Below are 17720 nucleotides of genomic sequence, written 5' to 3' on the forward strand. Positions count from 1 at the left end.
TCATATCGTCTTTTCTAAAATCAGGGGATAAATTGCATCGATAAATGCGATTTAGGTGGCTTTAGTCGTGAAAAGCGCTTAATTGTCGTTATCGTTACAAATGTTTCAGCATAATACGTGAGTTAGTTTTAAAACCTTGTTTGTTGTAAAACCGCTGTGCTGATTGATTGAATTCCATCACTTCTAATCGAACTTGTGTAGCATTGGCATCGCGAGCCCATTGCTCACAAGCCTCAAGTAGTTGGCGACCGATGCCTTGTTGCTTTTGCTCCTCATCGACAACAATCGTTCCTACTCGACAAATAGGATCTTTTATCAGAAAGCTGACGGTTTCATTCTGAGTGATCATCGCGGTTAAAAAGCCGACTACCTCCTTTTCATGTTCTGCGACTAAAAACAAGCGTTCATCATTCTCGAGAGCCTGAGTGAGGAACGCTCGGTCGTCTTCCGAAGGTGCTACAAAAGCTTCAGGCGCATTGGCAAAATGCAGTGCGTTGATTTGTAGGTTTAATTCAAAAATTGCATCCAAATCGTCGGGACTTGCTTGTCGAATGTTGACTTCCATTTTACTTACCGCCTGAAAGATCGATAAAAGAGCCTGTAACATAAGAAGCTTCATCACTGAGTAGCCAAGCGATCGCATTCGCCACTTCTTCTACCGTACCGCCCCGTTTCAGTGGAATTTGAGGGCTGAGCCTATCCACGCGGTTTGGTTCTCCACCATCGGCGTGCATATCGGTATAAATGAAACCAGGTCGAACGCCATTGACGCGAATATTTCGGTCTGCCAATTCAAGCGATAGCCCTTTGGTTAAGGTATCCATTGCGCCTTTTGATGTGGCGTAATCGACATATTCAAATGGTGCGCCTGAGCGTGATGCCCCAGAAGAAACATTCACAATTGCGCCACCAGTACTGAATCGCTTCGCCGCTTCTCTACAACAGAGAAAGCAGCTATTCACATTAGTGTTCATTACTTTCTGAAAGCGTTCCAAGCTGATTTCCGCCAACGGTGACTGAGTAAATAGAATGCCAACGTTGTTGACCAAATGGGTGACTGAGCCTAGTGCGTTTTCTGTTGCATCGAAAAGGTTGAGCACTTGTTGCTCGTCAGATACATCGGCTTGAACGGCGATCGCTTTTCCGCCATTTGCTTGTATGTCTCTGACCACTTGGTGAGCTGCTTCACTTTGCGCACGGTAATTAACACACACGGCATAGCCTTGCTCGGCCAGTTTTTTCGCCGTTGCGGCTCCAATGCCTCGGCTTGCGCCTGTAACGATGACTACTTTATTCAAAATACATCCTTATTTTTGTAGCGAGTAGATTTTGTCGGCGTAACGCTTGTCGCCAATTTGGTATGCGTCAGGAATGACTTCAGATAGCTCGAATCCGCACTTCATGAGAACACGCTCTGAAGCAATATTCCCTTCAGTGACCGTAGCGGAAAAGCGGTCGATGTCATGTGTTGCTCTCGCCCAATTTAGAAGCGCTTGAAGGGTTTCTGTTCCAAACTGTCGGCCATGAAATTCAGGCAAAAGTAAGTAACCCACCTCTGCGTTACCTTCTTCAATGGCAAGGCCAGTGACGCCAATCGGTTGTTCAGATTGCTTATCGAGTATGATGAGGCAAAGCCAGTGCTGACTGTCTGGTGTCCATGGTAATAATCGCGAAGCAAATTTTTCTTTTATTTGTTTTTCGCTCGGGCGATCAAAACAGAGCTCAATGATCTCTGGTTCGGAATGTAATCGCTGAAATAGTTCCCAATCGCTGGCTTCGATAGGTCTTAATTGGCTTCGGTGAGTCTCAATATAAACTGACATGCGTGTCCTTACAGCATTTATGTAGAGAGCCAGTTTCTCATCCTCTTATCTCTTTAATCAAACGGTTGCACTTACAAAAGTGATTTGTGTGGTGAATGTCTAGTTGGGGAATGAATTCTTACTGAATATTCATTTGTGGGATGAAAATAACGAAATTTCATACTTGAGATACATAGAGCAACACGGAAATGATGTGGATCAAGAGAGAACTACCCATAAAGTAGTATTTTGCGATCTATAATTACATTTTATTTGGAAGTGTTGCTAATTATGTCAATAAAAAAACGATATGTTGCACTGCTGGTTGCTGCCGGCATTGGTGTGGGCTGGTTAACATTAGGTGGTACTGCAGCGGTAATGCATTACACCTCTGATACTGAGTTCTGTCTCTCGTGCCACTCTATGGAAATCCCTTACAAAGAGTATCAAGGCTCAGTGCACTTCAGTAATGCGAAAGGCATTCGTGCCGAGTGTTCTGATTGCCACATCCCACAAGAACCGATGGACTACCTGATCACGAAGATTCGTGCATCGAAAGACATCTACCATGAGTTCGTGACTGGCAAGATCGACACGCCAGAAAAATACGAAGCGCACCGCAAAGAGCTTGCGGAGATGGTGTGGGAGCAGTTCCGTGAAAACGACTCTGTAACGTGCCGTTCTTGCCACGACTTTGACGCGATGGAAGAATTTGAGCAATCTCGCGATGCAGCGAAAATGCACGAGTACGCAAAAGCGAACGATCAAACGTGTATCGATTGTCACAAAGGCGTTGCTCACTTTGCACCAGAAGCTGAGCTAGACAGCAAGGCATTTGAAACGTTGATGAGCTTCACCACAAAAACATCACCTGGTGCCAAAGTCGTTTACCCTGTGACTGAAATCGCAATGGGTGAGATGGGTAAAATTAACCCAACGACGAAGTTAGAAGTAATCAGCTCTGAAGGTGATGAGCGTACTGTTAAGTTGGACGCATTCCAAATGAAAGGCGCAGAGCAAGTGCTGTACATGGGTGAAGGTCAACGTGCAATCGTAGCAACGCTAACCGAGCAAGGTCAGCAAGCTCTTGAGGGCGGTGAGTTTAAGGCCGACGTTTACGGCAACGAATGGCGCGCAGTGTCACTAACAGGCACGATCGATTCTCCGGTTGTGGATACACTTGACCCAGTTTGGTCATACGCAGAAGAGCTAGACAACGTTTATTGTGCAACTTGTCACGCGAAAATTCCTTCAAATCACTTCACAGTGAACGCTTGGGGACCAGTGGCGAAGAGTATGGGTGATCGAACAGACATCACTGCCGAAAACCTAGAAATTCTTACTAAGTTCTTCCAGCACCACGCGAAAGATGTGGTTGGTCACTAACGATAAATAGAAGGATAAGATTATGACTAATTTAACCCGTCGTGGATTTCTAAAAGGCACAGGTATGGCGGCTGGCGCCATGGCATTTACTTCTTTTTCGCCTATGTCTGTTGCGTCTTCAAACCAGCGTGGCAAGGGCATTTTGACAGCGGGCCGCATGGGCCCAATGTTATGTGAAGTGAAAGATGGCAAGCTAGTATCGACTACTAATGCTCTTCCACAAACTGTACCAAATAGTCTACAAACTACTGGGCCTGACCAAGTGCATACCAAGGCGCGTGTGAAGTACCCAATGGTACGTAAAGGCTACTTGGCAAACCCATCGTCGCCAGAAGGTGTGCGCGGTAGTGATGAGTTTGTGCGTGTGTCTTGGGATGAGGCTTACAAGCTGATCCACGAACAGCACATGCGCATTCGTAAAGAATATGGCGCGGCTTCTGTGTTTGCTGGCTCTTACGGCTGGCGTTCAAGTGGCGTGCTGCACAAAGCACAAACCTTGCTGCAACGTTACATGAGCATGGCGGGCGGCTATTCAGGCCACTTGGGTGACTACTCAACGGGTGCTGCGCAGATCATCATGCCGCACGTTGTGGGCTCTATCGAAGTGTACGAGCAACAAACTACATACCCAGTGGTACTAGAGCACAGCGATGTGGTTGTGCTTTGGGGCTTAAACCCAATCAACACTCTAAAAATCGCGTGGAGCTCAACAGACTGTGCTGGTCTTGAATTCTTCCATCAATTGAAAAAATCAGGCAAGACGGTTATTGCGATTGACCCTATTCGTTCTGAAACCATCGAGTTCTTTGGTGAGAATGCGGAGTGGATTGCTCCTCACCCAATGACCGACGTAGCAATGATGATGGGTATCGCACACACCTTGGTGAAACAAGGTAAGCACGATAAAGCCTTCCTCGATAAATACACCGCAGGCTACGATAAGTTTGAAGCGTACCTGATGGGCGAAGAAGACGGCGTAGAAAAATCAGCAGAATGGGCATCACAAATCTGTGGCGTACCTGCGAAGCAACTTGAGCTACTGGCGGACATCTTCAGTAAAAACCGCACCATGTTGATGGCTGGTTGGGGTATGCAGCGCCAACAATACGGTGAGCAGCGTCACTGGATGCTGGTTACACTGGCAACGATGTTGGGTCAAATCGGTTTACCGGGCGGTGGTTTTGGTTTCTCTTACCACTACTCAAACGGTGGTAACCCTGCTCGTGACGCTGGCGTGCTTCCTGCGATTTCAGCATCACTGGGTGGCGGCTCTTCTGCGGGTAACGACTGGGCGGTATCTGGCGCGGTGCAAAGCTTCCCTGTGGCGCGTATTGTCGAGGCGTTGGAAAACCCAGGTCAATCCTACCATCACAACGGTCATAAACTGACGTTCCCAGATATCAAGATGATTTGGTGGGCAGGTGGTGCGAACTTTACTCACCACCAAGACACCAACCGCTTGATTAAAGCGTGGCAAAAGCCTGAGCTGATCGTGATTTCAGAACCTTATTGGACAGCAGCGGCGAAGCATGCGGATGTCGTTCTGCCAATCACCACATCGTTCGAGCGTAATGACTTAACGATGACAGGCGACTACAGTAACCAACACTTGGTGCCAATGAAGAAAGTGGTTGAGCCGCAAGGTGAAGCGCGTAATGACTTCGACGTATTCGCGGACATGGCGGAGATGCTAGCACCGGGTGGCCGTGATGTGTACACCGAAGGCAAAACCGAAATGGAATGGCTGTACGGCTTCTACAAGGCGGCGCAACAAGGTGGCCGTGGCTCTCGCGTAGCAATGCCGAACTTCAGCAAGTTCTGGGAAGATAACCAACTGATCGAGATGAAGTGGAACGAGAAGAACGCACAGTTTGTTCGTTACGCGGATTTCCGTGAAGACCCGATCATGAATCCGCTAGGTACGCCAAGTGGTAAGATTGAAATCTTCTCGAAAACGATTGAAGGTTACCAGTTGGAAGACTGTCCTCCACACCCAACGTGGATGGCACCAACCGAGTACACTGGCAATGCAAAAGATGGCGAGTTGCAGCTAATGACCGCGCACGCAGCGCATCGTCTACACAGCCAGTTTAACTACGCGAAGATTCGCGAAGAGTACGCAATTGCAAACCGTGAGCCTATTTGGATTCACCCTGAAGATGCGAAAGCGCGTGGTATTAAAACGGGCGATCTAGTTCGTGCGTTTAACAACCGTGGCCAAGTATTGGTTGGCGCAGAAGTGACTGACCGAATCAAGCAAGGTTCAGTGTGTATTCATGAAGGCGGTTGGCCGGATTTGGATCCGAAAACCGGCATTTGTAAGAACGGCGGTTGTAACGTGTTAACGTTGGATATTCCGACCTCTCGACTTGCAAACGGCTGTGCGGCGAACTCGGCATTGGTTCGTATTGAAAAATACACAGGCCCAGAATTAGAACTAACAGCCTTTGAACCACCAAGAAATGGCTAAAAAAAGTAGCGCTTGAAAGCAAGAAGCCAGCGAATCGCTGGCTTCTTTTTTATCTAGTCATCGTTCACATTAGCGCGAAGCGAGAGAAACAAACGGCATCTGTTTCTTAATCTGAAATGTCGGGAGTAAAGTAAATACAATCGCGACAAACAAGACCGAACCTATTAAATCTTCAGGGCGATGCATGCCCAGCCATAAGCGGCTATATGCGACGCTCATTCCCCACATCCACAATGACAGTGCAGAGATATAGCACTTGTTCTGTAAGAACAACCCACCAAAGAAAGCCAGACAAATCGAAACGAAAATCGTATGGCCGGACGGGAAAGAATAGTCTTTCTCGCCTTGCCAATGCCGCGTCCGCCAATCACTGACGTGTTCAGAAATCTGGTTAATTACGTTGGCTTGTTGCTTTGTCTCCAACTGATAAAACGTTTCTGGTGTTTCAATCAATTGTTCTGCTGCGAGCAATTCCGTGTACGGGCGCGGGCTTTCTGTCATCAGTTTTAGCCCCGTTTTGCTGGCAAAGCCAATCACAAGTAACAACCCTAACATTGAGAGTTTTTGCATCCACTCAGTGCGACTTGGCTTAAAGCGAAATAAAGAAAGCAGTAGCAGCGTTAAGGTAATTAAAAAGCCTTTGCTGCCAGCAGAATCTGTGAGCAAAGTAAAAGTAATACCCATCCTTTCAGGCACCTGTGAAGTGAGATTGTGATAAGAGCCAAACAGCGACATTGGGATGATGCCAAGAACAAACAAGGCGAGCATCATCAATCCATATTTTTTGGTTTTCATTGAGAGCGTTTTGTTTTTATTGAGGGTTATTCAACCACGTGAAAATAAGGGGCTTATCTTACGTTATCTGGCGTGAAAAACTTATCAACGCTTTGTCAATTTGACGAGAGAATGAAGGCTGAGTGATGAATTGATGACATTTATCCGGAGGGTAAAGGCGCTCATCCTTAAGCGTTGGGGGCTTAATCCATCAGAGAACGTAAGTATTCTGCTGCTTTGGTTGGGTTTTCTGCATGACAAATGGCAGAAACCAAAGCCAAACCATGCACACCTGTCGCACTCAGGGCAGGAATGTTGGTTTCGTTGATGCCACCAATAGCGACGATTGGTAAGGACGTGGTGTTCAGCGCCATCTTCAAACCTTCAATACCCCAGTGTTTTTTGGTGTTGGTTTTGGTTGGTGTAGCGAAGATGGCACTCAAGCCGATGTAATCAATGGGCAGAGACCCCGCCTCTGCCAACTGCTCTTCAGTCTCAATCGATAAGCCGAGAATTTTGTTTGGTCCAATCAACTCGCGAGCGATAGTTGCGGGCATATCTGATTGCCCCAAGTGGACACCATCAGCATCAACAGCAAGGGCAACATCAACACGATCATTGATGATTAACGGGACTCCAGTGCCTTCAAGGATCGTCTTTACGGCTTGAGCTCGTTCAATAAATGCACGAACGTCACCATGTTTTTCACGCACCTGCACCATGGTGACCCCACCTTCTACCGCCTTTCTTACAACGTGTTTGAGAGTGGATAAATCTTGTTGGTCGTCGGTGACCAAATACAAACGATAGGCGTTCATTGTGTTTCCTTTCGCCTCCCACTTTCGTTGGAGTGAGAGGCGTTTAAAGCATTGAGAAGCGAATTATCTCACTTGTAATGTAAGACGTGTTGCAAGTGTTTCTTCATCCAGTTGGTAAAGCTCATCCAAAAGATGCATTTGCAAGCTACCTGGCCCTCGCGCTTGCTCAGCCGCAATTTCACCCACAACGCCAAGCACCGCTGCCGCAGCAAGGCCTGTTTCGTCGCCGATTGCTGCGAAAGCGCCAGTCAGTGCCGTCAGTGTGCAGCCCATGCCCGTCACGTAAGGCATCATCTCGTGACCATTATTCAACTGGACGGTTTGCTCTTTTGTCACGATGTAGTCAGTTTCGCCGGAGATGACCACGCTCGCTCCGTATTTTTCAACTACGAAGTGAGCCGCCCCAAGGGCTGCATCACTACTGTCGAGTGCATCTACACCTTTGCTTTGCGCTTGCTCACCAGCGAGAGCAATGATTTCGGAAGCATTACCACGAATGATTAACTTGTTTGCAAGGCGGGCGATTTCGCGCGAGGTTTCGGTGCGCAGTGAACTTGCACCGCAACCGACAGGGTCGAACACAACGATTTTACCGTTCGAGTTGGCTTGCTCGACGGCATAGCTCATGCGCGGCGTCCAAACGCTGTCTAGGGTGCCGATGTTGATCACCAAAGCGCCAGCAAACGACATCATTTCTGCCATTTCTTGCTTTGAATGCGCCATGATTGGCGAAGCACCGATAGCCAATAAAGCGTTCGCCGTGTTGTTCATCACCACGTAGTTGGTAATGTTCACGACTAAAGGCTTTTTCTGACGCACTGCGGTTAATGCTTGAGTGATTTGTTCTATTAACATGAGATTCTCCAATTAACCTTATTGTGCGTTTAGACCTTGTTGCCAAAACGCCACTTCCATACGCGTTGCGGTTTTGAAGACCTGAATCAGGTTTTGACCGCGCTGGCTGTGGATGTCGATTTCAGCCAGCAACTGGTTAAAGTGTTCGGCCCCACTTGCCACGCCTGATTGGAACTCTTCACCGCCGTACAAGTTAATCCAACTTGCGTAAGGATTGCCTTCGAATACCGTGTTTTCATCTTCAATCAGCATTTTACCAATGACGGCGTAGCCGATGGAGCAAGGGGCGAGCGCGGCATACAAGTCAACTAAGTCGCCCGTCATGCCTGCATCCAATACGTAGCGCGTGTAAGCCACCGTGCCAAAATCTTCCGGCTCGTTTTCGAGATCAGATTCCGTCAATCCCCACTGACCGCAGTAGGTAACATGGTGGGCAATCTCTGAATCTAAAAGCGCATGTACGCTTGGTAGTGCGCGGCGCATGTCGTCTAACGTACGTGCTTTGTAGATTGCCAGCGCATAAGCTCGCGCGTACTGTTTTAGGAATAAGAAATCTTGCTTCAAGTAATGTAGAAAACAAGGTTGAGCCAGTGTGCCTTTGGCCAATTGCTGCACGAAGGCATGTTCTGTGTATTCTTGCCAATCTTGGCGGCAAGCGTCGATCAAATCTTGGTATTTCATAATGAGACTGCCTCGTAATTAGTCAAAGCTCGGTACGTAATCTTTCGCTTTTGGTAGCGTTTCGATGATTTTTTGTGAGTACATGAACTCGGCGTAATCGTCATAGCGCTTTAGATCGACGGCTGATGGACGAAGAGCGAAACGAGTTAGCGTGTCGTTCCAAGCGCGTTGGTTGAGCTCGTTGTTGAGCGTGTCTGGTGAATAAGCCACAAACTCTTTCCACGACTCTTTTGGATGGTTAACGATGTAAGTGGTTGCTTGTTCTAGTGCTTTGTTGAATGCCTTGATGGCTTCTTTGTCGTAGGTTTTCGCATTGGCTACGAAGACTAACTCGTCATACGCTGGCACGCCGTGTTCTTCAGGGAAGAAGGCCTTAGCTTTATAACCTTCTAATGCAAGTTGGTTGGTTTCGAAGTTACGTAGACCGCCCCAAATCGCATCCACCTTGCCAGACGCAAGAGACGAAGACAGCGCCCAACCTACGTTGATGATTTGTACGTCAGAAAACTTCACGTTTTCTTGCGCTAGCATGGTGCCGATTGTCGCTTCTTCGTTGCCTGCGATCGCAATACCGATCTTCTTGCCTTTCAAGTCGCCAAGGTTTTCATTCTTACCGTTATCCAGCACCATCAACGTGTTGAGGGGAGTAGCAATCAAGGTCGCAGAGCGAATTAATGGCAAGCCAGCCGCTACGTCGATGGTCAGGCTAGGTTGGTATGAAATCGCCATATCGACTTTGCCAGCCGCAACTAGTTTGGGTGGAGTGCTTGGGTCGGCGGGTTCTTGGATATTGATCTTCAAACCTTGCTGTTTAAAGTAGCCGCGCTCTTGTGCGATCACGATAGGGCCATGGTTCGGGTTAACGAACCAATCCAGCATTAAAGTAAGCTCCTTTTCGGCAGCAAGTACGTTAGTTGAAACGATTGAAGCGAGCAGAGCAGCAGCGCTCATGAGTTTGTTTTTATTCACGGGGTTCTTCCTTTTTCTTTCCCTATTTGTTTTCCCAGGGAATAGCTTTTTTCAGTAATTTGTCAGTGGTGAAATAGAGTGCGATAGACAGCGCGGCGAGGATGAATAGTGCCGCGAACATCTCATCGATGATCATGCGTGCGTTGGCTTGCAGCATCAGATAGCCTAGGCCCTCACTTGAGCCGACCCATTCACCTACCACAGCACCAATCGGCGCAATAACCACGGCAACGCGAATACCAGACGCTAACGTTGGTAGGGAGGCAGGTAGTTGAATATGGCGCAGTAATTGCCATTTCGATGCGCCCATGGTTTTGGCAAGATCGAGATAGCCGGTGGGGGTGTTGCGCAGTCCGTCATAACAACAAGTTGTTACAGGGAAAAAGATGATGATCGCCGCCATTACTACTTTCGATGCAATGCCGTAACCCAGCCAAAGCATGAGCACTGGCGCGATAGCAAATACTGGAATTGCTTGGCTAGCAATCAGAATTGGGAGTAACCAACGCTTCAGCGGCTCGAACATCAGCATTTGTAAAGCGAATAGCAACCCCATCGATAAGCCGAGTGCGAGGCCAAGAAGGATCTCTTGCGCGGTGACCCAAGTGTGTTTGAGTAGCACGTCGTATCGAGTGATTAATCTATCCAATACTTCTATTGGCGAAGGCAAGATGAAGCTTGGCATGTCAAACACCACTACAATGAGTTGCCACAAACCTAAGATCACGGCTGCGCTGGTCAGCAGACGCAACGCCGGATGAGTTACGCGTTCCTTTTTACTAATACGCGCCGAAACGGAGTTGTACTGAGTCATATCACTCATAGTCTTTCTCCAACTGATCCAAAATCGCCTGCTGTAGCGCTGCGCACTCTCCATTGAGAGATCTTGGTGGCTTGGAGTCCGGAACAACCAAGTGCTGCGCTTGAGCAGGCGTGCCTTGCAACACATAGAGTTGGTGTGCCAATCGCACCGCTTCTTGCGGATCGTGCGTAATCAAGACAACGGTTTTGTCCTTAAGTAACTCGGCAGAGAGAGTTTGCAATTTGTGGCGAGTGACCGCATCTAGCGCGGAGAAAGGTTCATCCATCAAAACCAAAGGTTTGTCTTGCATCAGAGTGCGAGCAAGGGCTACGCGCTGTCGCATACCTCCGGAGAGTTGAGCGGGTTTGGCGTAAGCGTAATCTGCCAACCCAACGTGCTCTAACAAGTTGAGAGCGCGTTGTTTCTCATCCGCTGGATTTGAATTGGCGTGAGAAAAGCGCGAGCTGAGGCAGACGTTATCCAGCACGTTAAGCCACGGTAGCAATAAATCCTGCTGAGCCATGTAAGCGATACGGTCATGCAGTGCAGCGCCATCGGTTGTGATGAGTTCGCCATGCCAGTCAACTTGGTCATCCAGTAGGCCAGCTAAGTAACGCAATATTGTGGTTTTCCCGCAGCCACTTCGTCCGAGTAATACCGTCCATTGACCGACAGGAATGGTCATGTTCACTCCCGCTAAAGTCGGTGTTTGGCTGTCTTTGTATTGCAAACTGGCGTCGGAAAGCTGAATGCCAATCGCGTTAGCGAACATAAGTATGACCCGAAAAAAAGTGATTCACAGGGCCGTGACCTTTCCCCACTTCCAATTCATCAGCGTGTGCGATAGCTTGGCTGATGTACTGCTTACCAAGGTGCACCGCTTTGTGCAGGTTGTTGCCTTGACTAAGGTAAGACGCAATGGCGGAAGACAGTGTACAGCCCGTACCGTGGGTGTTTTTGGTCGGAAAACGCTTGGCGCTGATTAACTCCGCACTGTTTTGCATGATCAGCAGATCGTTGCTGTTTTCATTTTCTTCAAGATGACCGCCTTTGAGCAGAATAGCTTTGGCACCAAGTGCACGAAGGTCGGTAATCATATCGTTCATTTCAGATTCTGATTGAGGCACTGGCTTACCCGTCAGTGCTGCACCCTCTGGCAGGTTAGGGGTGATGATGTCTGCCAGTGGAATTAACTCTTCTCTTAATGTGCTGATTGCTGATTGCTCAAGTAGCAAATCACCGCTGGTGGCGACCATGACGGGATCAATCACAAGATGTTTAGGTTGGTATTGCTTAATCTTGTTAGCAACGACTTTAATGATGTTCGAATCCGCCAGCATGCCGACTTTTACCGCCACAATATTGAGATCGGTAAACACTGCATCGAGTTGGCTTTCAACGTGATCAAGAGGAATAGGGAAAATCGCAGAAACGCCTTGCGTGTTTTGTGAGGTGATGGCGGTAATCACTGAGCAGGCAAAGCTGCCAGTGGCGGACATCGCTTTGATATCGGCTTGGATGCCTGCGCCGCCGCCGCTGTCGGAGCCTGCGATGGTTAAGACAACTGGGGTGGTTATAGGTGATTGTGCCTGGTGTAAAGATGGCTGTGATTGCTGCGTCATGGTCGCTCCTACTACAAGACGTATAGGAACTGACTTTGACCGTTGTGGATAGATCGATTGTTCGATCGTTTCGCTCGCCGAAGAGGAGCGGCGAAAGGCAAAGTGCGCATAGTTCCCTACGTCAGTGCTAACTGAATCAGGTTCAACGGGTCTCGAATCTCGATCTCAGCCAACGCTTATCGCGTGGCCCCCCGACTATTTCGCTCGGATGATAGCAGGACCCTTGTAGAAGGGATACGTTTTTTGAGAGTAATTATTATTGAGTATTCAATTATGCGAGGTGAGTGATAGAGTAAGCATCTAAATGGTTCGTCGTGTGGAATTTACTAGTGCAACGCTCTGGTGAAAGAGCTGAACCTGGAATATTTAATAAATAATCGTGGTCTCGTTAAGCAAGGATTAGCACAAAACAAGGTTAAAAAACTGTTAAAATTTAACGCGTTGCCAATTTAACTTTGTTGAACTTTTCGACAGTTAATTAGGAAGGCTAAGACGATCATCGAGCAAGGAGACTTCATGCTTAATTCTGCAACAGCGAAGTCAGTGATCGATCATGCACTCTTTTTGGGGGCTGATTTCGCTGAACTATTCGTTGAACATCATCAAACTAACACCGTCCAGATCGCATCTGGTGAGGTGGACAAGATCAATTCGGGGATTGATTTTGGTATCGGCATTCGCCTCTTCTTCGGTCACAAAGTGCTTTATGGATACACCAATAGCACGGACGAAGCCGAGCTAAAACGCGTAACGTCATTGCTTGCGGCAAAAGACAAGCGTGAACAAATCGCGTCAGCAGGTTCTTTGAATTTGAACCGCTACCCAATCCAACACGGTTGCCGCATGCCGTTAAGTCAGGATGCCAACTTAGATTCAAAAATCGCGTTTCTATTGAAAGTTGACCAAGCTGCGCGTGCAGAAAGTGAGTACATCAGCCAGTTCATTGGTAGTGTGCTTCAGCGCGAGCAGCAAGTGTCTATCTTCAACTCAGAAGGTTTGCATGTAGACGATACGCGTCACTACATTCGTGTGGCGGGTAACACCGTTGCTCAAAAAGGTAATGAGCAGTCTTCTGGTATGGAAGGTCCTGGCGCTCTTGCTGGTTGGGAGTTCAGCGAACAGCTTGATGCGAAAGAGCTGGGTCAAACTATCGCGCAGCAAGCGTTAGTGAAACTTGGCGCTGATGCTTGTCCATCAGGTGAAATGCCAGTGGTGATTGGTAACGGCTTTGGCGGCGTTATCTTCCATGAAGCGTGTGGCCACTTACTCGAAACCACTTCGGTTGCGAAGAAAGCGTCCGTATTCCACGACAAGATGGGCGAAATGGTTGCTCACACCGCAGTGAATGCAGTTGATGATGGCACCATGACCAACGAATGGGGCTCGATTCATGTTGATGACGAAGGCATGAAGACTCAGCGCACTCAATTGATCAAAGACGGTAAGCTAACCAGCTTTATGGTCGATAAAATGGGTGGTATGAAGACAGGTTATGAGCCTACGGGTTCTGGTCGTCGTCAGAACTACAAGTTCGCACCAACCTCGCGAATGCGTAACACCTTTATTGAAGAAGGCGAGCATTCACTTGATGACATGCTGGCAGGTATCGAACGTGGTATCTATGCGAAGAAGATGGGTGGTGGCTCGGTTCAACCGGGAACAGGTGAGTTTAACTTTGCTGTTCGTGAAGCTTATCTCATTGAAAATGGCAAAATTACCAAACCTCTGAAAACAGCAACGCTGATCAGTACGGGCCCTAAAGTGTTGAAAGAAATCAGCATGGTCGGTAAAGACATGGCGCTTGCGCCGGGCATGTGTGGTTCAGTAAGTGGTTCAGTACCAACAACAGTCGGTCAGCCAACACTGAAAGTAGATAATATTCTGGTAGGAGGCGGTAACTAATGAGCCAAGAAAAACAACTTCTTAATGCGGTTGATTACGTCCTATCAGAAGCAAAGCGTCAAGGCGCAGAAGCGGACGTCATTGTAAACCGCAACAGCAGCTTTTCTCTGAAAGCGAACCAAGGAAAGCTGGATGAGTACAAAGTAAGCTCAAGCCAAGTTCTGGGTGTTCGTGTTGTGAAAGATGCTCGTGTCGCGACAAGTTATTCTGAATCACTAGAGCAACCAAGTTTAGATTTGATGCTCACAAACGCGCTGCAAAGTGCTCGCTTTTCCAAGCAAGATGAACATCAAACCATCAGCTGCGTAAACAGTAAAATCACCACTGATATTGCAGAAATTGCGCAAGACGATACCACATCGGTCGATGAGAAAATTGAACTGTCCCTTGCGCTTGAGCAAGGTGTTGTGGCTCTGCCTCACGCTTCAAGCTCACCATACAATGGTTACAGTGACGGTGAAACTCAGCTCATCATCGCGAATACTCAAGGTACGTTATGTCAACATTTCGAGCGATCGTTCACTTGTTACGCGTATACCTTGTTTGAAAAAGACGGCAAACAGTCGATGGCGGGAAGAATGTCGCTAGGTCGCCGTTTTGATGAGTTGGATCCAGCTTATTGTATAGAAGGCGGTTACAACCTTGCTCGCGATCTTCTTGAAGGCGCTCCGGTTGCGACAGGTAACTATCCGGCCATTTTCCACATCAATGCTTTAAGCAGCCTGTTTGGTGCATTCGGCAGTGCGTTTTCTGGTGTGAGTGCGATGAAAGGCATCTCGCCACTGGGTGACAAGCTTGGTCAAAGCGTTGCAAGTGAACTGATCACCTTTACCGATGCGGCTTACATGCCAAATGGTATGGCAATCGCAAGTTTTGATAGTGAAGGCTTTGCTACTCAAGACAATGTGTTGATCGCCAATGGCCAACTGAATACGCTATTGCACAATAGCCAAACAGCGAGTTATTTGGGTGCAGTGTCGACGGCAAGTGCATCTCGCTGTGCAAAATCGAGCCTAGACGTATCGGCAAATCATAAAGTGATTGCGACAGGCAACAGCAGTGCGCCAGAAGTCAAAGTAGGTGAATACCTAGAATTAGTCGAACTGCAAGGGGTTCACTCTGGTGCAGATGCTGTCAGTGGTGATTTCTCATTTGGTGCGAGTGGCTTCTTGTGCCGTGATGGAGAGCGCGTTCAACCAGTTCGTGGGATCACGGTAGCCGGTAACTTCTATAAGATGCTGCAAGAAGTAGAAGCTGTGGGTGATACGCAGCTTATTAATGATAGCCGCACTTTCTTCGCGCCAGATGTGCGTTTTGCTCGATTGAGCATTGGCGGTAAGTAAGCGCGGCATAGAAAGTCAGAAACAAAAAAGAGGACTCAATCGAGTCCTCTTTCATCATCTAGCAACATATACGCGAATAACTAGAATTCGCGGATATCCAGTTCGTTGTGGATCAATACCACACACTGAGAAGCAAACAGCATCTTAGGTCCAAGGCTGATTTTCTCAGTACCTAGGCGCTTCAAGCTGTTGAACGACTTCTTCGGCATCGGAATGTGGTCGGTTAGCAAGAAACATGGGTTTTCACCAATTTCTGCATCACGAACAAATTCGCCTTTCTTGTCCAACATATAAAGTTGGTGGTCTTCTGCCAGTTCTTGAACCAAGCGTTCGAAGCTCACTGTACGAACCGTAATACCCGGCTCAACTTCACGAAGCTGCTCTTTACCCATACCAACAGATGCGTCCAACGCACGGGCAACGGCAGCGATCAACGTTGACTCGTGAAAACCACCAATATTGGTAATGTCGTTTGAACGAATGGTAATCGTGCGCGAGTAATCCTTCGTGCTCTCTAATACCAAGTGGACAACCACATCTTCACGGTGAGATTGTGCCACGAACATGGTGTTCATCATGGTATGAGCAAGGATCTCGGTATGCGCCTCGTTACCAACACCTTCTAATAGTGCTTTGCTGGTCGTTGGCGCCGCGCGAGCTCGTAAAACAAAAGAGCGCATGAATTTAGCCTCTATATAGGAAGAGTGAATGCGCGGAAGTATATACCCAAGCAGGGAACGGATGCGAGTTTAATAGTAAATGTGAACTTACTTACAAAGCTTCGATTGTCGTGCGGAGTGTGCTGGTTAGAATAGGAGGCAACCCTGTTAGGAGCGGTATATGGAAATCAAAAAGATAAATAAAGACATTTATAAAAAGAAAGTAAAACTGGTGATTGGCGGTTTTGTTGCGTTGCTCGCTATCTCATCTCTTGCCTTTAGTACCTTGCTTATTGTTTTGTTTGGCAACACTGAAGTCGTACCTGAACAATCAACGGGAAACTTTCATTGGAATTTGATTGGTGTCCTTCTCGCAGTCGCAACTTCCCTCTCTTTATTGAATCAAATTAAAACTCGACCATACATGGAAGAGGTGCTGTACGTTTGGAAGCTCAAGCAACTGCACAATAAAATATTTCGTAAACTAAAAAGCATTAAAGCAGCCGCGAGCAATGACGATGTAAAAGCGCTCACTACGCTTAAGTTCTATTACAAAACTCAACAACAAGTGTTTGAGTTAGACAACAACACATTGACGATGAATAGTGTAAATAAAGAATTAGAGGCAATTGAGCAAATCGAAGCGGCGCAATCACTGGATCTTGATATCACCAGCTTTAAAGAGAGCTGGGTAGACACATACTGATTGCCTATTTGCTACTTGAAGTTAACAACTGAGTGCTAAAAATAAGCGTTTGAGTGAGATTTAATCATTCGACGCTTTTTTTTAGTTTTTTTTCTAAAAAGGGGTTGCCAAGAAAAATCATCTCCCTATAATGCGCCTCCGTTGTCAGGGCAAAGCGGAAACGCAAAAGCGGTTGGCAACAAGGCGAAAGAAAAGCTTCTAAAAATTAATTTAAAAAAGTGTTTGACACTGAAAGTTAATTCCTTAGAATACGCCTCCACTTCGATAGCAAAGCTTACGAAGCAAGCTCTTTAACAATATAGACCTATCAATCTGTGTGGGCACTCGTTGATGATAATCCAATTAGAAGCTTCGGCTTCAAATTAGGTTTCAATGAAACGAAGTGACCATTCGAATTGGAAAGCAGCCTTGAGCTGTTTTATTTCACTTTTTAAAAGTGAAAACCAATAAGAGCACAGTCAATTCAAACATTACTTTATGTAATGTTCAGTATTCATTGAGCCGACAAAATCTTAAATTGAAGAGTTTGATCATGGCTCAGATTGAACGCTGGCGGCAGGCCTAACACATGCAAGTCGAGCGGAAACGAGTTATCTGAACCTTCGGGGAACGATAACGGCGTCGAGCGGCGGACGGGTGAGTAATGCCTAGGAAATTGCCCTGATGTGGGGGATAACCATTGGAAACGATGGCTAATACCGCATGATGCCTACGGGCCAAAGAGGGGGACCTTCGGGCCTCTCGCGTCAGGATATGCCTAGGTGGGATTAGCTAGTTGGTGAGGTAAGGGCTCACCAAGGCGACGATCCCTAGCTGGTCTGAGAGGATGATCAGCCACACTGGAACTGAGACACGGTCCAGACTCCTACGGGAGGCAGCAGTGGGGAATATTGCACAATGGGCGCAAGCCTGATGCAGCCATGCCGCGTGT

General features: G+C 47.5%; 16 protein-coding genes, 1 rRNA gene, 1 pseudogene and 1 riboswitch. Of the genes and pseudogenes, 6 read left to right on the forward strand and 12 right to left on the reverse strand.

Going from position 1 to position 17720, the window contains the following annotated elements; all coding sequences use genetic code 11:
* Window positions 1-94: 94 nt before the first annotated feature.
* Genes L3V32_RS14495 through L3V32_RS14505 form a run of 3 tightly spaced genes read right to left on the reverse strand, consistent with a single transcriptional unit; the run spans window position 95 to window position 1823 of the window.
* On the reverse strand, window positions 95-565 hold the full coding sequence (locus tag L3V32_RS14495; protein ID WP_237284580.1) for a GNAT family N-acetyltransferase: 471 nt from the start codon (window positions 563-565) through the stop codon (window positions 95-97).
* 1 nt (window position 566) lies between these two features.
* Window positions 567-1298, reverse strand: coding sequence for a glucose 1-dehydrogenase (locus L3V32_RS14500; protein WP_006740993.1), 732 nt, complete (start codon window positions 1296-1298; stop codon window positions 567-569).
* Between the two features lie 9 nt (window positions 1299-1307).
* On the reverse strand, window positions 1308-1823 hold the full coding sequence (locus tag L3V32_RS14505; RefSeq protein WP_237284581.1) for a GNAT family N-acetyltransferase: 516 nt from the start codon (window positions 1821-1823) through the stop codon (window positions 1308-1310).
* A gap of 270 nt (window positions 1824-2093) precedes the next feature.
* On the opposite strand from L3V32_RS14505, the gene L3V32_RS14510 reads away from it, so the two are divergent.
* On the forward strand, window positions 2094-3188 hold the full coding sequence (locus tag L3V32_RS14510) for a NapC/NirT family cytochrome c (RefSeq protein WP_237284582.1): 1095 nt from the start codon (window positions 2094-2096) through the stop codon (window positions 3186-3188).
* Between the two features lie 22 nt (window positions 3189-3210).
* Window positions 3211-5658: a trimethylamine-N-oxide reductase 2 gene (locus tag L3V32_RS14515; protein WP_237284583.1), complete on the forward strand. Its 2448-nt coding sequence runs from the start codon at window positions 3211-3213 to the stop codon at window positions 5656-5658.
* 69 nt (window positions 5659-5727) lie between these two features.
* Here the strand turns inward: L3V32_RS14515 and L3V32_RS14520 are convergent, their stop codons facing one another.
* The 8 genes and pseudogenes from L3V32_RS14520 to thiD all read right to left on the reverse strand — a co-directional run bounded on the left by L3V32_RS14520 (window position 5728) and on the right by thiD (window position 12179).
* Window positions 5728-6453, reverse strand: a complete 726-nt coding sequence (locus L3V32_RS14520; RefSeq protein WP_237284584.1) for a phosphatase PAP2 family protein — start codon at window positions 6451-6453, stop codon at window positions 5728-5730.
* Between the two features lie 182 nt (window positions 6454-6635).
* Window positions 6636-7250, reverse strand: a complete 615-nt coding sequence (thiE, locus tag L3V32_RS14525; protein ID WP_237284585.1) for a thiamine phosphate synthase — start codon at window positions 7248-7250, stop codon at window positions 6636-6638.
* Between the two features lie 63 nt (window positions 7251-7313).
* On the reverse strand, window positions 7314-8105 hold the full coding sequence (gene thiM / locus L3V32_RS14530; protein ID WP_237284586.1) for a hydroxyethylthiazole kinase: 792 nt from the start codon (window positions 8103-8105) through the stop codon (window positions 7314-7316).
* 18 nt (window positions 8106-8123) lie between these two features.
* Window positions 8124-8786 carry a thiaminase II gene (tenA, locus tag L3V32_RS14535; RefSeq protein WP_006740999.1) on the reverse strand — a complete coding sequence of 221 codons (663 nt, stop codon included), beginning with the start codon at window positions 8784-8786 and terminating at the stop codon, window positions 8124-8126.
* A gap of 18 nt (window positions 8787-8804) precedes the next feature.
* Complete coding sequence (locus L3V32_RS14540; RefSeq protein ID WP_237284587.1) at window positions 8805-9755, reverse strand: ABC transporter substrate-binding protein; 951 nt, start codon at window positions 9753-9755, stop codon at window positions 8805-8807.
* Window positions 9756-9777: 22 nt separating this feature from the next.
* Window positions 9778-10512, reverse strand: a pseudogene (locus tag L3V32_RS14545) (ABC transporter permease); the annotation flags it as partial.
* Between the two features lie 58 nt (window positions 10513-10570).
* Window positions 10571-11329, reverse strand: coding sequence for an ABC transporter ATP-binding protein (locus L3V32_RS14550; RefSeq protein WP_237284589.1), 759 nt, complete (start codon window positions 11327-11329; stop codon window positions 10571-10573).
* The gene (gene thiD, locus L3V32_RS14555; protein WP_237284590.1) at window positions 11319-12179 is read right to left on the reverse strand and encodes a bifunctional hydroxymethylpyrimidine kinase/phosphomethylpyrimidine kinase; all 861 of its coding nucleotides are present in this window, start codon (window positions 12177-12179) and stop codon (window positions 11319-11321) included. Before thiD ends, L3V32_RS14550 begins: the two co-directional genes overlap by 11 nt.
* Before the next feature lie 96 nt (window positions 12180-12275).
* A riboswitch (TPP riboswitch) is annotated at window positions 12276-12383 on the reverse strand.
* 312 nt (window positions 12384-12695) lie between these two features.
* Between thiD and L3V32_RS14560 the strand changes: the two genes are divergently transcribed.
* Window positions 12696-14081 carry a TldD/PmbA family protein gene (locus L3V32_RS14560; protein ID WP_048625558.1) on the forward strand — a complete coding sequence of 462 codons (1386 nt, stop codon included), beginning with the start codon at window positions 12696-12698 and terminating at the stop codon, window positions 14079-14081.
* A complete protein-coding gene (locus L3V32_RS14565) occupies window positions 14081-15424 on the forward strand; it encodes a TldD/PmbA family protein (protein ID WP_237284591.1) in 1344 nt (447 codons plus the stop codon). The genes L3V32_RS14560 and L3V32_RS14565 overlap by 1 nt, the downstream gene beginning before the upstream one ends.
* A gap of 80 nt (window positions 15425-15504) precedes the next feature.
* Here the strand turns inward: L3V32_RS14565 and trmY are convergent, their stop codons facing one another.
* Complete coding sequence (gene trmY, locus L3V32_RS14570; RefSeq protein WP_005459965.1) at window positions 15505-16104, reverse strand: tRNA (pseudouridine(54)-N(1))-methyltransferase TrmY; 600 nt, start codon at window positions 16102-16104, stop codon at window positions 15505-15507.
* 160 nt (window positions 16105-16264) lie between these two features.
* On the opposite strand from trmY, the gene L3V32_RS14575 reads away from it, so the two are divergent.
* Together L3V32_RS14575 and L3V32_RS14580 are read left to right on the forward strand one after the other, a co-directional pair.
* Window positions 16265-16789: a DUF3087 domain-containing protein gene (locus L3V32_RS14575; RefSeq protein WP_237284592.1), complete on the forward strand. Its 525-nt coding sequence runs from the start codon at window positions 16265-16267 to the stop codon at window positions 16787-16789.
* A gap of 514 nt (window positions 16790-17303) precedes the next feature.
* Window positions 17304-17720 (forward strand): 16S ribosomal RNA (locus L3V32_RS14580); the annotation flags it as partial.

The sequence above is a fragment of the Vibrio sp. J2-4 genome (assembly GCF_021728155.1).
In the GTDB taxonomy this organism is placed as follows: Bacteria; Pseudomonadota; Gammaproteobacteria; order Enterobacterales; family Vibrionaceae; genus Vibrio; species Vibrio diabolicus.